The organism is Thalassospira profundimaris, assembly GCF_003326795.1.
In the GTDB taxonomy this organism is placed as follows: domain Bacteria; phylum Pseudomonadota; class Alphaproteobacteria; order Rhodospirillales; family Thalassospiraceae; genus Thalassospira; species Thalassospira profundimaris_C.
In genome coordinates, this window is record NZ_JPWI01000007.1 from 106,126 (window position 1) to 120,956 (window position 14,831).

The following is a 14,831-nucleotide window of genomic DNA, read 5'->3' on the forward strand; positions in this document are numbered from 1 at the left end:
ACAGATGGCCATTGCGGGGGGAATGATAAAAAGACTGGCAACGAGTACCATACTGGGTTGTGGCGTATTTTTGATGGCCGGGCACTTCAGCCTCAACTACGCATATGCCCAGGGCGCAGCCTCAGAGCAACCAGAGCAGCAGGAACCAGCTATTCTGTTTAGTGCTGATGAAGTCGACTATAATCGCGAGCTGCAAACTGTGACTGCACGCGGCAATGTCGAAATTTCACGCGACGGTCGCATACTTCTTGCTGACACCGTCAACTACGACCGAAGTCAGGATGTATTGACAGCCTCTGGCAATGTCAGCATCACCGAACCAACCGGGGAAGTTACGTTTGCAAGCTATGTTGAACTTAGCGGTGACTTCAAAAACGGTATCGTTAAAGATATCTATGTTCTGCTTGATGAGAACACCCGTATCGCCGGAACCGGAGCGCGTCGAAGCGCTGGTAACTACACTGAAATCGCCAAAGCCGTCTACTCGCCCTGCAAAGTCTGTCAGGAGGACGATGGAAGTGCTGGCACACCTTTATGGCGAATCCGGGCCGCGCGTGTTTTGCACGATGCTGAAAACAAAACGGTAGAATACAAGGATGCCCGACTGGAAGTAGCAGGTGTACCTATCATGTACACCCCGTATTTGCAGCATCCCGATCCAACCGTAAAACGTCAGTCTGGCCTATTGGCACCATCATTTGGTAGCACCAGCTATGTCGGTTCGTATTTCAGTCAACCCTATTACTGGGTTATCGACAAAAGTACCGACATGACATTCACACCAACATACACCACGAATGATGGTCCTTTGCTTGCAACCGAGTACAGACAACGTTTTGACACCGGAGAATTGAAAGCACTTGGTAGCGTCATATTAGACAACAAAGACAAATGGCAAGGGCACATTGATGCCGAGGGGCGTTTTGACATTGATCCTACCTGGCGCTGGGGTTTTGACGCTGAACAAGCAAGTGAAAAGACATATCTTTCCAGATATGGCTTTGAGTCTCCGTCGGTATTGACGTCAAACCTGTTTACAGAAGGTTTCCGGGGCGCCAGCTACACACGCGTTGACAGCTATTACTTCCAGGGTTTGAAATCCAGTGATGACAGGGATACAACACCAGTTGTCCTGCCGCACATGCAATTCCATGGACAAACCCAACCGGCAAAATATGGCAGTGTTACGACACTTGACCTGGATGGCCTGTCACTCACACGTAAGGAAGGTACAAATTCTCATCGCGCGTCCGCAAAAGTCGGGTGGGAACTTCCTCATGTTGGATCCATGGGAGATGTCACCAAACTGAGTTTGTCTGTTCGTGGCGATAGCTATATGGTTTCCGATGTCGAACGTGACGGACAAGACAATTACAGCGGATACACTGGGCGCGTGCTTCCGGTAGCGGCACTTGATTGGCAGATGCCGTTCGTCAATGATCAGGGACTTTATCATCAGGTCATAACACCAATTGCCATGGTTGCCTGGTCCCCCAACGGCGGAAACCCCGGAGAAATTCCCAATGAGGATTCTCAGTCTTTCGAATTTGACGACATTAATCTGTTCTCCCACGACCGCTTCGGCGGCATCGACCGCGCAGAAGATGGCTTAAGAGCAAGTTACGGTGTCGAATGGGGTGTCTATGGACCGAATGGTGGTTATACCAGCGCCATGTTCGGGCAAAGTTACCGCGCAAATAAAAACGACACATTTGCCAAAGGCTCCGGCCTTGATGAGCATTTGTCTGACTATGTGGGCCGGGTCACGATCTCGCCTAACAGCTATCTTGATCTCACATATCGCTATCGCCTCGATAACGAAAATCTGTCCGCACGGCGTAATCAGGTAAGTGCGACTGTGGGCTCATTTGAAACCTTGCTTCTTAATACATCTTACGTTCATTTCTCCGACGATGCCGGAAGTGAAGAATTCAATGAACGAGAAGAACTATACTTCCAGGCACAGCGAAAGTTCTCGGACTACTGGTCAGGACTGGCATATAGCCGTTATGACATTGATCAGTCTGATCCACTGGAGTATGGCATCGGTTTTGTGTACGAGGATGAATGCTTTATCTTTGATGGGCTTATGCGCCGTACATTCTATCAGGATCAGGATCTTGGCGAGTCTGATGAATTCCTGTTCCGTCTGGTATTCAAAACCCTTGGTGAAGTCGCCTCCGCAGCCGGATTGTAAGAAAACATGATTTCCAAACTTCCAATTTTCAAATTTGCAAACGTCTGCGCGACTTTGGTTCTGTCCATGGGTTTTGCTCTGGGTACACCAGCCAAAGCCCAGTCGCCTGTCGGCGTTGCAGCTGTTGTCAATGATGACCCGATTTCGATCATTGATCTGGTCGAGCGCATCAAGCTTGTTGCCGTGTCCTCAAATATTCAGATGACACCTGAAAAAAGTAACGAGATCGCGCCCCAGATCCTGCAGCAACTGATCAATGAGACCCTGCAGATGCAGGAAGCAGAGCGTCGCGGTATTGAGGTTACGGATGCTGACATCGCACGCGGTAAATCCATGATCGAGCAAAATGCCGGGCTTCCGGATGGAAAGCTTGATGCCTTCCTGGAACAACGCCGGATCGCACCAGGCACGATCGAAAACCAGATCCGCCCACAGGTTGCCTGGCAGAAACTGCTTGGCTCCATGCGTAGTCAGATCGAAATTTCCGATGCAGAAATTGACGATAACCTGGAAAGGATTATCAGCAATCAGGGAAAACCGCGTAACCGCGTTCAGGAGATATTTCTTCCGGTCGACAATCCGCAAGACAGCACACGTGTTTACCAGACTGCCCAGGAAATTCTCGATGCTTTGAACCAAGGGGCTGATTTCAGTGCCCTTGCCCGCCAGTTCTCGGCAAGTGCAAGTGCTGCCACCGGTGGTGATCTTGGCTGGTTGTATGCTGGCGAGCTTTCAGGCGACCTGCAACAGGTCGTCAACCAGCTTGAACCGGGAAAAGTCAGTGCCCCGGTACAGACGATCCGAGGCTATTACATCATCAAGCTGCTTGATCGTCGGGTTGGCGATGAAGGTGCCGTTACAGATGTCAGGCTTGATCTTTATCAGTTGTTCGTGCCTCTGAGCGCTGACATGCCCAAAGATCAGATTGATGCAAAGCTGGCTGTGCTGAGAAACACCAGGGAAACAGCGGATAGCTGTCAGACTCTGGCAAATGTCGCCGTTGATCTTGGCTCGGACCTTAGCGGTGAGATGAAAGGCATTTCTCCAAGCGAACTTTCCGGTCCGGTCGCACAGGCCATCACAAACCTCAAGCCTGGACAACCGTCCAATATTGTTCAGGTTGATGGCGGAGCCCTTCTGGTCATGATCTGTAACAAGACCGAGGAAAGCAATTTGCCAGACCGCAGGGATATCGAGAACCGGCTGATGATGGAGCGCCTTGACATTCTTGCCCGTCGCAAGCTTCGTGAATTGCGCCGACAGGCCTTTATCGACATCCGCATGTGATCATTGCGAAGATGGAAACCAGATGACCAAGATCGCACCGATTGCCCTGACCATCGGTGAGCCTGGCGGTATCGGACCAGAGCTTAGCCTGAAGGTATGGCTGCGTCGTCATGATGACGGACTGGCACCTTTTTGCGTTCTTGCCCCGCTTGGCATTCTTGAGAATGCTTGCCGGGAACACGGTAAAAACGTTCCCCTTAAGGTCATTTCAGACATCGCTGAAACCGCGTCGGTCTTTGATCACGCATTACCTGTGCTTGCAATTGCCGACGCAGAAAGCCCGGTCGTCACCGGTATTGCTTCGGCCAGCACCGCGAACGTGGTAATCGAAAGTATCACCAAGGCCGTGGATCTCGCGCGCAATGGTGCTGCGAGTGCTGTGGTTACCAACCCAATTCAAAAAAGTGCGCTATATGCGGCGGGTTTCAAGCATCCGGGGCATACCGAGTTCCTTGCCGAGCTCGCCGGACCGGGTACAATACCCGTGATGATGCTGGCTAATTCCAAGCTTCGCGTCGTGCCGCTGACCATCCATATCGCCCTAAGCGATGTCATGAACTCTCTGACACCGGAATTGATTATTGAGCAGTGCGAGATTACTGCTGCCGCCCTTCAGCGTGATTTTGGCATCGCGAACCCACGCCTTGCCGTTGCGGGGCTTAATCCGCATGCAGGAGAAGACGGGACAATGGGAACAGAGGAACAAACGATCATGGCCCCCGCAATTGCAACATTGCGGGCAAAGGGGCTGGACGTTATTGGCCCTATGCCAGCCGACACGATGTTCCATGAAGAAGCCCGCACGAATTACGACGTCGCCCTGTGCCCCTATCACGATCAGGCCCTGATACCGGTCAAGACGCTTGATTTCCATGGCGGTGTAAATGTGACGCTCGGATTGCCATTTATCAGAACATCGCCCGATCACGGCACGGCATTGAATATTGCCGGCCAAGGTATTGCGCGCCCGGACAGCCTGATTGCAGCCCTTAAAATGGCTGCGGAAATGGCCGAGAAACGTCTTTTGACAGGAGCCTGACCCACGTGTCAGAAGAAACCACCCAATCGGGGACACTTGCCAATGACGGCCTGCCGCCGCTGCGCGAAGTCATTGCTACACATGGCCTGTCTGCCCAGAAAAAATTCGGTCAGAATTTCCTGTTTGACCTGAACCTGACCGGACGTATTGCGCGCGCTGCGGCACCGCTTGACGATGCGACGGTGATCGAGATCGGACCTGGGCCTGGTGGTCTGACACGCGCCTTGCTGTTTAACGGCGCCAAGAACCTGACCGTTATTGAACGTGACCCGCGTTGCCAACCGGTGCTGGAGCAAATCAGCAATCATTACCCCGGTGCATTACATGTCATTGATGGTGATGCACTGGAAGTCGATGTCACCAAACTTGGCCCTGCCCCGCGCAAGATTGTCGCCAACCTGCCCTATAATGTCGGAACCCAGCTTTTGCTGGGCTGGCTGATGCAAATTGATCAGTTTGCCAGTCTGACCCTGATGTTCCAGAAGGAAGTCGCCGAACGCGTTGTCGCAGGTCCCAAAAGCAAGGCCTATGGCCGCCTGTCCGTACTTTGCCAGTATCTCTGTGACTGCGACATATTGTTTGATGTCCATCGCAGTGCCTTTACACCACCGCCCAAAGTCACATCAGCTGTGGTGCAGCTGCGCCCGAAACCGGACCGTGGTACGGACATTAATCTGGCCAGTCTTGCCAAAATCACACAGGCCGCGTTTGGCCAACGCCGCAAGATGTTGCGTGCCAGTCTCAAGACACTAAATGTCAATGTCGGTGAATTGCTTGCGAAGGCCGAGATTACCGAAACGGCCCGCGCAGAAGAACTCAGTGTCGCGGACTTTGTTCGCCTGACCCAGGCTCATGATGAAATGGCCGCTTTGTAAAGCGGCCATTTTCCTGTTTGCGGCTCAGTCGGTCAGAAGCTTTTTGACAAAGCCCGGCAATCCGGACTGCCTTGTGCGCTTCATGCGCTCTGCACCAATGATATGCTGCACGTCGGCGAGGCAACGTTCCAGATCATCATTGATCAGAACATAGTCGAATTCTTCCCAATGGCTGATTTCTGCGCCGGCCTTTGCCATGCGTTTCATGATGACATCATCCGCGTCCTGCCCCCGATCACGCAGGCGACGTTCAAGTTCGCCAGAAGACGGTGGCAAGATAAAGACCGAAACGACATCGGCTCCACCCTTGTCACGAAGCTGGCGCGCACCTTGCCAATCGATATCAAACAGAACGTCATGCCCCTCTGACAGGGCCTTTTCGACCGGAGCAACCGGGGTGCCATAATAATTGCCAAAAACCTCGGCCCATTCGAGCAATTCATCATCGGCAATCATATGTTTGAATTCATCAACCGATTTGAAAAAGTAGTGTGTGCCTTCTTCTTCGCCCGGTCTGGCGGCGCGGGTGGTTGCCGAGACTGACAGCGAAATCTTGTCGTCTTTTTCCAGAAGCTGACGGGTGATGGTTGTCTTGCCTGCACCCGACGGAGCACAGAATACCAACATCACGCCACGGCGATTGTGAGGATCAATCATATCGTGTTTCCTTCCCTGCCCGCTTATTCAACGTTCTGGACCTGCTCGCGGAGCTGATCAATGATGACCTTAAGCTCCATCCCGCAATTGGTCAGTTCGATGTCATTGGCCTTGGAGCACAAGGTATTGGCTTCACGATTGAATTCCTGACACAGGAAATCAAGCTTGCGCCCGATGGCACCGCCCTTGGTCAGCATGTCGCGCGCAGCCGAGATGTGGGCCTTGAGGCGGTCAATTTCCTCGCGGATATCGGCCTTGGTCGCAAGCAGGGCAGCTTCCTGATGCAGGCGTTCCGGATCGAACTTCCCGGCATCCATCAATTCTTCTATCTGACGTTTCAGGCGTTCCTTGATCGCGTCCCCGCGCGCAGAAGCACAATTCTCGGCCCGCGTCACAGTTTCTTCGATATTGTCGACATGCCCGCGCAGCATCGCATCAAGCTTCTGTCCTTCTTCGGCACGATGATCGGCCATCTGCTCAATCGCATCTGCAAGGCTGGCAAGCACGGCATCATCGCGTGCGTCACGGGTTGCTTCATCTTCCTGCGTTTCAACCGCCTCAAGAACACCCCGCACATTAAGAAGGTCGGCAATCGTGCCGGAAGACAGACTGCTGGTATTGTCGAATTCTTCGGCAATTGAAACAAGCTCTGCGAGCAATTCACGATTAACGCTATACGCGCCGGTGTCCGCCGAGCGTACAACATTAAGCGTCACACCCATATTGCCGCGTTTGAAACGCTGGGACACCGCATCACGGACCTTGGCTTCAAGCCGCTCGAACCCGCCATTCAGGCGCACACGCACATCAAGCCCCTTGCCATTGACGCTGCGCAATTCCCAGGTCCAGCCAAATCCATCGGCCGCACCATCAGTGCGGGCAAAGCCGGTCATGCTTGAAACGGTCATATTCCCATCCAGTATAATTTCATGTTTGCGCGTTTATAACGTTTGCCCCCGGTAACGCCAAGGGCCAACACTTGCAGACTGTGCGATATCAACAATATGGTATCGGTTGCATGTATTTCATAATGCTGCCCTATTGCTGCATCATGGTCCGCAAAATTCGATAAACCGCATTTCAGAACTGTATTCGAGCAACCATGTCCTTTCAGTATCACGCCATCCTGATTACCGGTGCCAGTTCCGGTATTGGCGCCGCACTTGCCCGACATTTTGCCCGCACTGGGGTGACTTTGTTCATCAGTGGTCGGGATGAAACACGCTTGCGGCTTGTTGAAAATGAATGTCGTGCTGCCGGTGCCAATGTCTATGCCGATATTCTTGATGTGACCAACCGCGAAACCATGAACGCCTATGTCACCCATTGTGACGAGCTGGCCCCACTTAGTCTCGTGGTCGCCAATGCCGGTATATCCGCCGGGACAGGCGGCCGTGGCGAAAGCCCCGAACAGGTAAGGGATATTCTGGCGACCAATGTCGCGGGTGTTCTGAACACCATCGATCCGGCAATCGCGGCCATGCGCGTCCGTGGGCGTGGTCAGATCGCGCTGGTGTCCTCGCAGGCGTCCTGGCGTGGCTTGCCTTCTGCCCCGGCATATTGCGCCAGCAAGGCCGCTGTGCGCGTCTATGGCGAAGGTTTGCGGGGCGCCCTGGCTCCGACAGGGATCAAGGTCAATGTCATCTGCCCCGGCTTTGTCAAAAGCCGCATCACGGACGCCAATGACTTTCCCATGCCGTTCTTCATGCAGGCAGAGAAGGCCGCACGCAAAATCGCCCGCGGACTGGAACGCAATCGCGGCATGATCGCCTTTCCCTGGCAAATGAACATGATTATCGGCTTGCTGAAAATAACCCCGCAATGGGTTCTTGATCTGGTCGCCAACCGGGTTCCACGAAAGGCATCCTCCCGCAATCAGGATGCTGAAGCCTGAGTTGTCAGGATCAATGAAAAACAAAGGCGGCAACCCAATCGGATTGCCGCCTGTTTTGTATCCGGATTGAAAATCCCGGTCACTGACCGTCGCGGATGCGCCGCCATTTGGCGACATTGCGGTTATGTTCCTTAAGGGTCCGGGCAAAGGCGTGCCCGCCCGTACCATCAGCCACAAAATAAAGCTCTTTCGTGGTTGCCGGATGCAGAACCGCATAAAAGGCTTCACGTCCAGGATTGGTGATTGGCGACGGAGGCAAACCCGCGGTCACATAAGTGTTATAGGGGCTTTCAAAACGCAGATCCTTGCGCGTCAGCGACCGTTCAAGACGTTTATCCGGACTGATAGCATAGGCAACCGTCGGATCGGACTGCAAACGCATGTTGATCCGAAGCCGGTTGATGAAGACACCAGCCACCCGGGCGCGCTCGGCAGCAACACCTGTTTCCCGTTCGACGATGGAGGCCAGAACAAGGGCCTCCTCGATTGTATCAAACGGCAGATTGGCATCGCGCCCCGGCCAAAGTTGCTCGACCATCTCGTCATGGGCAGCCCGCATCCGGTCAAGGATACTTTGCTTGGAATCGCCATAAGAGAATTGATAGGTCTCGGGCAACAGAGTGCCGTCTTCGGGAATTTCGGTGATTTCGCCAGTTAATCCATCGACCAGATTGATTCGCGCGACAATTTCACCCGACCGAAGACCTTCGGGAATGGTGACAAACCGGTTAACTGTTTCACCATTGGCCAGGATTTCGGCAGCCTGCTTCGGGCTTACCCGTTTGGGGAAGTGATATTCCCCCGCCCGGAGCGAACGATCCAGCCCGCTAGCCCGCACGCCCGCCATAAAGATCAGCGGCTCATCAATAATCTGTTCGCGTCGAAAAATCTCTGCAATGCCGCGAACACCGGTCCCTTGCGGGATAATGATGTCACGGTCCTGTACAAGTTTGCTTGGCGATGTGTATTGCACATAAACATACACCGCCGCCCCACCAATGGTGAGTGCGGCGGTGATGATTAGCAAGCCAAGAACAAGCAGAAAACGCTTCAAGGGATAGCTCCCGTTAAGGTTGGCTCTGCTGTTTTAAACGGCCTTGAATACCAGCGAGGCATTGGTGCCGCCAAAGCCGAACGAGTTCGACAGAGCAACATTGACCTTGCGCTGTTTTGCTTCAAGCGGAACCAGATCGATACCCTTGCAGGCTTCGGACGGATTGCGCAGGTTCAGGGTCGGCGGAACGACACCTTCGTGGATCGCAAGGATCGAGAACACTGCTTCAATCGCACCCGCCGCCCCCAGAAGGTGACCGGTTGCCGATTTGGTCGAAGACATGGACAGCTTGGTTGCCTGGTCACCAAACAGGCGCTTGACCGCACCCAGTTCGATTTCGTCACCCAACGGAGTCGAGGTACCATGTGCGTTGACATAGTCGACGTCTTCCGGGTTCACGCCCGCATTGCGAAGCGCATTGCGCATCGAGCGGAAGCCACCATTGCCATCTTCGGCCGGTGCGGTGATGTGATATGCATCGCCCGACATGCCATAGCCGCCGACTTCTGCATAAATCCTCGCACCGCGTGCCTTGGCATGTTCGTATTCTTCAAGAACGACACAGCCAGCACCTTCGCCCATGACAAAACCGTCACGGCCCTGATCCCACGGACGGGATGCCTCGGTCGGGGTGTCGTTGTAACCGGTCGAAAGCGCACGCGCAGCAGCAAAACCAGCCATGCCAAGACGGCAAACAGCAGCTTCTGCACCACCGGCAACCATTACGTCCGCATCGCCAAGCATGATCATGCGCGATGCGTCGCCAATGGCATGTGCACCGGTCGAACATGCAGTTACCACCGCATGGTTCGGACCTTTGAGACCGTGTTTGATCGAAACTTGGCCAGAAACCAGGTTGATCAGGCATGACGGAATGAAGAACGGACTGACACGGCGGGTCTTGCCGTTATTCACGAGATCCGAAGCTTCGGCAATTTTCGGAAGGCCACCGATACCAGAACCAATCAGAACGCCAGTGGCTTCCTGATCTTCGTCGGTTTCCGGTTTCCAGCCCGAATCAGCCAGTGCCTGATCTGCAGCGGCAATCCCATAGACGATAAAATCGTCCATTTTCTTCATGTCTTTGATCGAGACATGATCTTCCGCGTTGAAAAGTCCGTCACCCTCACCGCGCGGCACGAGGCCTGCGATTTTGGCAGGGATATCGGACACATCGAAAGTATCGATGGCTTTGATGCCGGATTGGCTGTTCAGCAATTTCTGCCAGGTATTCTGTGCACCGCTAGCAAGCGGCGTTACAGCACCAAGTCCGGTAACAACTACGCGTCTCATCCCGCATTACGCCTTTATTTTATGAATCCAGCAAAGACGAAAAGGGCGCCTGAGGATGCCCTCTGGCGCCCATGTCTCACGGCAAGATTAGCCGTTCGCCTTTTCGATGAAGTCGATCGCGTCTTTGACGGTCAGAATTTTTTCAGCCGCGTCATCAGGAATCTCGCAACCGAATTCTTCTTCAAACGCCATAACCAGCTCAACGGTGTCCAGGCTGTCTGCGCCCAGATCATCGATGAAGCTTGCGTTTTCAGTGACCTTGTCTTCTTCAACACCGAGGTGCTCGACAACGATCTTCTTCACGCGATCTGCGACATCACTCATAGCTCAAATCCTTCAATAGGTTTTCTGTCAGTTAGTGTTTACGTGGTGCCCGTTTATTCCCCCTATTGAAGGACTTCCCGGGAACCGGAAACCGACAACAAACAATTGCCGGTTTCAATATTTGGTATAGCGGCCCCTTTTAAGCAGAAAAGTAGGCAACCCGCAACGGGTTAAATCATCGCCATTCCGCCGTTCACATGCAAGGTCTGTCCCGTGACATAAGCAGCTTCGTCACTTGCGAGATACAGAACCGCTGCTGCGATCTCTTTGCTGTCGCCCATGCGACCTGCCGGAATACCACCCAAAAGCTTTTCTTTCTGAGCGTCTCCGAGTTCTTCTGTCATGGCCGTGGTAATGAAACCTGGTGCCACACAATTTACCGTGATGCCACGTGCGGCAACTTCCTGTGCCAGCGATTTTGACCAGCCGATCATGCCAGCCTTGGCCGCCGCATAGTTGGTCTGCCCCGGGTTACCGGTCACACCGACAATCGAGGTGATGTTGATGATGCGGCCATGACGGCGCTTCATCATGCCACGCAGCGAATTGCGCGCAAGCTTGAAAGCCGAGGTCAGATTGACATCAAGAACCGCCTGCCAGTCTTCGTCTTTCAGACGCATGGCAAGCTGGTCACGGGTGATGCCCGCATTGTTGACCAGAATATCAAGCTGACCACCAAGGGCCTCTTCGGCATTCTTGATCAGACCATCAACCGATTCAGAGTCCGAAAGGTTGGCCGGAACAACAACGGCATTTTCACCGATGTCGGCAGCAACCGCTTCGAGGCGTTCCTGACGGGTACCCGACAGAGCAACCTTCGCACCGGCCTGCGCCAGAACCTTGGCGATTTCGCCACCGATACCGCCGGTCGCGCCCGTTACGAGTGCTGTTTTCCCTGCAAGATCAAACATTAACTTTAATTCCCTTTGGGTTCGTCTTTTCTCGGAACACTCTTAAAGAGTGCCAAGGAATGCTTCGATATCTGCCGGACCATTTACGGCAGTGCCGCTCAGATCACGATCAATACGGCGGACCATACCGGTCAGAACCTTGCCTGCGCCGATCTCGACCAGCTCGGTGATGCCCTGTTCTTTCATGTAAAGAACAGACTCACGCCAGCGCACCGTGCCGCAAACCTGCTCCACAAGGAGTTTACGAATGGTTTCCGGATCATCAGTTTTTTCTGCTGTCACGTTCGCAACAACCGGTTTTGCCGGCGCATTCATGGTGACAGTACCAAGGGCCTCGGCCATACGATCCGCAGCCGGCTGCATCAGCGGGCAATGGAACGGTGCGGATACCGGCAGAAGAACTGCGCGTTTCGCGCCCTTGCCCTTGGCGATCTCGATCGCGCGCTCGACAGCCGCCTTATGGCCCGAAACAACAACCTGTCCGCTGGCATTATCGTTGGCCGCGGTGCAGACTTCGCCCTGTGCGGCTTCTTCTGCAACCGCAACAGCATCGGCATAATCAAGACCAAGAAGGGCCGCCATCGCGCCAACACCAACCGGAACAGCGGCCTGCATGGCCTGCCCACGGATTTTCAGAAGACGGGCGGCATCGGCAATCGCAAAGGTCCCGGCCGCAGCAAGCGCAGAATATTCACCCAGCGAATGGCCCGCGACCAGATCGCATTTGTCGGTCAGCATGAAGCCACCTTCTTTTTCAAGAACGCGGGTAACAGCAAGGCTGACGGCCATCAACGCGGGTTGCGCGTTTTCAGTCAGGGTCAGTTCGTTTTCCGGACCTTCGAACATCAATGCGCTCAGTTTTTGGGAAAGTGCGTCATCGACTTCCTGGAAAACTTCGCGGGCAACCGGGAATGCTTCTGCCAGCTCTTTCCCCATACCAACCGCTTGCGACCCCTGACCGGGGAAAACGAGTGCGCGTGTCATTATATCAAATATACCCTTGTCCGCTTCTACGAAGGCTGTGCCGAATGATCGGCCTTAAAATTGAGCCACCCTTGATAACGTGCCCGCCTCCGCTGTCAAGGACAGATGCGGTTTTTTGGCTGTCATATCCAAACCTTGCAAACAAGGTGGCACGGAAATTCATGATTTCAAGTTAAAAGGCAGCAAACATGTATGACATGTTTGCTGCCTTTCATGAAGGACTCCCTATCGTGCAGCGCACAAATTCGTCCATTGTTCTTGGAACTTAGCCAATATAGTGCTGCATGCTCGAAACCACGCTGTCCGCAATATGCGACTTGGTAATCACACCGCAAACATCATCCTGACGCGGCACACCACGGCACGGCTTCACCACAACAGCGGCGCGCGCCTTGCGGCGTTCCATACGTTTGATCACGTCATACATGTTCATGTCATCGACAACGACGACGAAATCTTCGCCGATCAATTCCTTAAGCGTCTTGTTGCCCTTGTCACCAACGACCGAGAACAAAGCTGTCACATCAGGAATAACACCGGCAATCCTGTCTCCTTCGAGGACAATCATCGGATTTGGTTCCGGGGATGAGCCGACCTTGTCGATGATTTCCGAGACCCGAAGCGCCGCGTCGGCATAAAGCTGTCTGGTTGTCATGACCTCGCGGACCGGATGGACCATGAACATGTTGCTATGACGCTCTTTGGGGATATGACGGCCACGCAGAACCAGCTTGGACGTATAGATCGTCTCGCTGATGATCATGCGACGGAAACCAAGCGCAATGGCAACGGCGACGATCAGCGGTACAATTATATTATAGTCGCGCGTCATCTCGAAGATCATGATGATCGCGGTCATTGCCGCACCAGTACCAGCCGCAACAACCCCACCCATCCCGACAAGTGCGAACTCGACAGGCGTAATGCCTGCTTCGGGGAAGATCATATTGCCGACCACGCCGCAAGTTGCGCCAAGCGTTGCCCCAACAAACAGGGATGGCGAGAACACACCACCCGACGCCCCGGAACCGATACTGACCGAGGTTGCATAGAGCTTGGCAAAGAACAGGATCACCAGCAGCGGCAAGGAAGTCATCGCTCCGCGCAGGATATGCTGGATCGTGCCATAGCCAACACCGTCAACATAATAATTGCCACCCGTCAGCATCAGGACATACATCAGAATACCGACCGAAAGCATGCCAACCGCATGACGGGTGTAATCATTTCCCGGCATTTTCCTGAAAAATGCCCCAGTGATCAGCATCGAGCGGATCAGCATCCAGGCCGCAACACCACACAGAAGACCAAGCACGACATAAACAACAAGCGCCTGAAGATCGATTGCCGACACTTGCGGAACGGCAGCAAGGGGCACATCAAAGGCTGGTGCCAAACCAAATGAGATCCGTCCGATATAGGTCGCAGCCCCGGTTGCAATCACCACCGGCAAAAATGTACGGGTGGAAACTTCGGGCATCATCAGCTCGATGGCAAACAGCACGGCACCAAGTGGTGTATTGAAGGTCGCCGCAATACCTGCGCCCGCCCCGGCCGCAAGCAGCGTTATGCGCTGGCCGGTCTGCAGCCTGAAAATCTGGGCGATACTTGAACCCAGCGCCGATCCGACCTGAATGATCGGGCCTTCGCGACCAACCGATGCGCCAGTGCCGATTGAAAGCGACGACGCGATTGATTTGACCAGTGCGACCGTCGGGCGAATACGGCCCTGTTCGAAATAAATGGCGTTCATCACTTCGGGAACGCCATGGCCTTTGGCCTCGGGGGCGAAATTATTGACCAGAAAGACCACGAACATCCCGCCGATGACAGGCACCAGAATGAATAAAGGCCCCCAGCTGCTCGGCTCGGTCAAAAGGTTGGCATCATATTCAATAGAGAAGACGCCAAAATACGCGATGTTATGGATCAGGGCGACCAGAGCACGGAACGCCACTGCTCCGTACCCGGTGACGATACCGACACATAACGCAAGTAAACATAAATTGAATAACGATGCCCGGCGTGAAGACGCAGCATCAATAGAAGGCTCTGGCATTACAAATCCGCGTGTCATGAAACTTGGGACTGCAGAACCGGTATTCGGGACAAGAACGCTCGATACGCGTCACCCGGCCCGTCCCTGTAGCTGAACAGGAATAATCAACAGGGCGCGTCAGTTACCGGCACAACGAATACAACAAGGCCTACTCGCTTGAATTTTTCGTTTCAAGTGTGAACCAGTTCACGCATATCGGCTTCCTGAAAAGTGCAACACTGACAATATGCCCCCAAATGGTCACAACCCGATACAAA

General features: G+C 53.8%; 13 protein-coding genes. 5 read left to right on the forward strand and 8 right to left on the reverse strand.

All coding sequences use genetic code 11. The annotated features are described in order from the left end of the window. Positions 1 to 4: 4 nt before the first annotated feature. Genes TH30_RS12100 through rsmA form a run of 4 tightly spaced genes read left to right on the forward strand, consistent with a single transcriptional unit; the run spans position 5 to position 5,398 of the window. Positions 5 to 2,197 (forward strand): LPS-assembly protein LptD, encoded by a 2,193-nt coding sequence (locus tag TH30_RS12100; protein WP_114098351.1) that lies wholly within the window; start codon positions 5 to 7, stop codon positions 2,195 to 2,197. A 6-nt stretch (positions 2,198 to 2,203) separates the two neighbouring features. Continuing rightward, complete coding sequence (locus TH30_RS12105; RefSeq protein WP_114098352.1) at positions 2,204 to 3,484, forward strand: peptidylprolyl isomerase; 1,281 nt, start codon at positions 2,204 to 2,206, stop codon at positions 3,482 to 3,484. A 22-nt stretch (positions 3,485 to 3,506) separates the two neighbouring features. Next, on the forward strand, positions 3,507 to 4,523 hold the full coding sequence (pdxA, locus tag TH30_RS12110; RefSeq protein ID WP_114098353.1) for a 4-hydroxythreonine-4-phosphate dehydrogenase PdxA: 1,017 nt from the start codon (positions 3,507 to 3,509) through the stop codon (positions 4,521 to 4,523). A gap of 5 nt (positions 4,524 to 4,528) precedes the next feature. Then, positions 4,529 to 5,398, forward strand: a complete 870-nt coding sequence (rsmA, locus tag TH30_RS12115; protein ID WP_114098354.1) for a 16S rRNA (adenine(1518)-N(6)/adenine(1519)-N(6))-dimethyltransferase RsmA — start codon at positions 4,529 to 4,531, stop codon at positions 5,396 to 5,398. A 24-nt stretch (positions 5,399 to 5,422) separates the two neighbouring features. Here the strand turns inward: rsmA and gmk are convergent, their stop codons facing one another. Together gmk and TH30_RS12125 are read right to left on the reverse strand one after the other, a co-directional pair. Then, positions 5,423 to 6,055: a guanylate kinase gene (gene gmk / locus TH30_RS12120; protein ID WP_114098355.1), complete on the reverse strand. Its 633-nt coding sequence runs from the start codon at positions 6,053 to 6,055 to the stop codon at positions 5,423 to 5,425. A gap of 23 nt (positions 6,056 to 6,078) precedes the next feature. Then, positions 6,079 to 6,963, reverse strand: coding sequence for a YicC/YloC family endoribonuclease (locus tag TH30_RS12125; RefSeq protein WP_114098356.1), 885 nt, complete (start codon positions 6,961 to 6,963; stop codon positions 6,079 to 6,081). A 194-nt stretch (positions 6,964 to 7,157) separates the two neighbouring features. Here TH30_RS12125 and TH30_RS12130 point away from each other — a divergent pair, with 194 nt between their 5' ends. Beyond that, the gene (locus TH30_RS12130) at positions 7,158 to 7,949 is read left to right on the forward strand and encodes an SDR family NAD(P)-dependent oxidoreductase (RefSeq protein WP_114098357.1); all 792 of its coding nucleotides are present in this window, start codon (positions 7,158 to 7,160) and stop codon (positions 7,947 to 7,949) included. A gap of 79 nt (positions 7,950 to 8,028) precedes the next feature. Here TH30_RS12130 and mltG read toward each other — a convergent pair whose 3' ends face one another. From mltG to TH30_RS12160, 6 genes are all read right to left on the reverse strand, one after another. Then, a complete protein-coding gene (gene mltG / locus TH30_RS12135) occupies positions 8,029 to 9,003 on the reverse strand; it encodes an endolytic transglycosylase MltG (protein ID WP_114098358.1) in 975 nt (324 codons plus the stop codon). A gap of 33 nt (positions 9,004 to 9,036) precedes the next feature. After that, a complete protein-coding gene (gene fabF / locus TH30_RS12140) occupies positions 9,037 to 10,296 on the reverse strand; it encodes a beta-ketoacyl-ACP synthase II (RefSeq protein ID WP_114098359.1) in 1,260 nt (419 codons plus the stop codon). 87 nt (positions 10,297 to 10,383) lie between these two features. Beyond that, complete coding sequence (locus tag TH30_RS12145; RefSeq protein WP_007090351.1) at positions 10,384 to 10,620, reverse strand: acyl carrier protein; 237 nt, start codon at positions 10,618 to 10,620, stop codon at positions 10,384 to 10,386. Between the two features lie 170 nt (positions 10,621 to 10,790). Beyond that, a complete protein-coding gene (gene fabG, locus TH30_RS12150; protein WP_114098360.1) occupies positions 10,791 to 11,531 on the reverse strand; it encodes a 3-oxoacyl-[acyl-carrier-protein] reductase in 741 nt (246 codons plus the stop codon). 42 nt (positions 11,532 to 11,573) lie between these two features. Further along, positions 11,574 to 12,515: an ACP S-malonyltransferase gene (gene fabD / locus TH30_RS12155; RefSeq protein ID WP_114098361.1), complete on the reverse strand. Its 942-nt coding sequence runs from the start codon at positions 12,513 to 12,515 to the stop codon at positions 11,574 to 11,576. A 265-nt stretch (positions 12,516 to 12,780) separates the two neighbouring features. Continuing rightward, positions 12,781 to 14,472, reverse strand: a complete 1,692-nt coding sequence (locus TH30_RS12160; protein WP_220150310.1) for a chloride channel protein — start codon at positions 14,470 to 14,472, stop codon at positions 12,781 to 12,783. Between the last annotated feature and the right edge of the window lie 359 nt (positions 14,473 to 14,831).

Bases quoted from the DNA above. Each gene is read 5' to 3' on its own strand.
- TH30_RS12100 (WP_114098351.1), top strand. From the start codon at position 5: ATGGCCATTGCGGGGGGAATGATAAAAAGACTGGCAACGAGTACCATA.
- TH30_RS12105 (WP_114098352.1), top strand. From the start codon at position 2,204: ATGATTTCCAAACTTCCAATTTTCAAATTTGCAAACGTCTGCGCGACT.
- pdxA (WP_114098353.1), top strand. From the start codon at position 3,507: ATGACCAAGATCGCACCGATTGCCCTGACCATCGGTGAGCCTGGCGGT.
- gmk (WP_114098355.1), bottom strand. From the start codon at position 6,055: ATGATTGATCCTCACAATCGCCGTGGCGTGATGTTGGTATTCTGTGCT.
- TH30_RS12125 (WP_114098356.1), bottom strand. From the start codon at position 6,963: ATGACCGTTTCAAGCATGACCGGCTTTGCCCGCACTGATGGTGCGGCC.
- TH30_RS12130 (WP_114098357.1), top strand. From the start codon at position 7,158: ATGTCCTTTCAGTATCACGCCATCCTGATTACCGGTGCCAGTTCCGGT.
- fabF (WP_114098359.1), bottom strand. From the start codon at position 10,296: ATGAGACGCGTAGTTGTTACCGGACTTGGTGCTGTAACGCCGCTTGCT.
- TH30_RS12145 (WP_007090351.1), bottom strand. From the start codon at position 10,620: ATGAGTGATGTCGCAGATCGCGTGAAGAAGATCGTTGTCGAGCACCTC.
- fabG (WP_114098360.1), bottom strand. From the start codon at position 11,531: ATGTTTGATCTTGCAGGGAAAACAGCACTCGTAACGGGCGCGACCGGC.
- fabD (WP_114098361.1), bottom strand. From the start codon at position 12,515: ATGACACGCGCACTCGTTTTCCCCGGTCAGGGGTCGCAAGCGGTTGGT.